Origin of the sequence: Klebsiella indica (assembly GCF_005860775.1) — a bacterium.
Lineage (GTDB): Bacteria > Pseudomonadota > Gammaproteobacteria > Enterobacterales > Enterobacteriaceae > Klebsiella > Klebsiella indica.
In genome coordinates, this window is sequence record NZ_VCHQ01000086.1 from 1 (window position 1) to 669 (window position 669).

Here is a 669-nt window from a genome sequence, read left to right on the forward strand (position 1 = left end):
CATCACTGGTGTTCGGGTTGTCATGCCAATGGCACTGCCCGGTAGCTAAATGCGGAAGAGATAAGTGCTGAAAGCATCTAAGCACGAAACTTGCCCCGAGATGAGTTCTCCCTGAGACTTAGAGTCTCCTGAAGGAACGTTAAAGACGATGACGTTGATAGGCCGGGTGTGTAAGCGCAGCGATGCGTTGAGCTAACCGGTACTAATGAACCGTGAGGCTTAACCTTACAACGCCGAAGATGTTTTGGCGATTTGAGAGACAATATTCAGCTTAGATTCAGAGTCCGAAGGATTTTGCGCTGAGACAAGGCGGCAAACGCAGCGACGGAAGGAGCATACACGGGTATGTGACTGACGTTCGCCAGAGCAGCCAACGCAGTATCAGCGCAAAAGACACAGGACAGAGCACAAAGAATTTGCCTGGCGGCCGTAGCGCGGTGGTCCCACCTGACCCCATGCCGAACTCAGAAGTGAAACGCCGTAGCGCCGATGGTAGTGTGGGGTCTCCCCATGCGAGAGTAGGGAACTGCCAGGCATCAAATAAAGCAAAGGGCTCAGTCGAAAGACTGGGCCTTTTGCTTTATTTGTTGTTTGTCGGTGAGCGCTCTCCTGAGGAGGACAAATCCGCCGGGAGCGGATTTGAACGTTGCGGAGCAACGGCCCGGAGGG

The 669-nt window shown here is 53.7% G+C and carries 2 rRNA genes; both read left to right on the forward strand.

Annotated features, from left to right (window positions below):
* Positions 1–227 (forward strand): 23S ribosomal RNA (locus FE839_RS24600); the annotation flags it as partial.
* A 192-nt stretch (positions 228–419) separates the two neighbouring features.
* A 5S ribosomal RNA gene (gene rrf, locus FE839_RS24605) occupies positions 420–535 on the forward strand.
* The last annotated feature ends 134 nt before the right edge of the window (positions 536–669 follow it).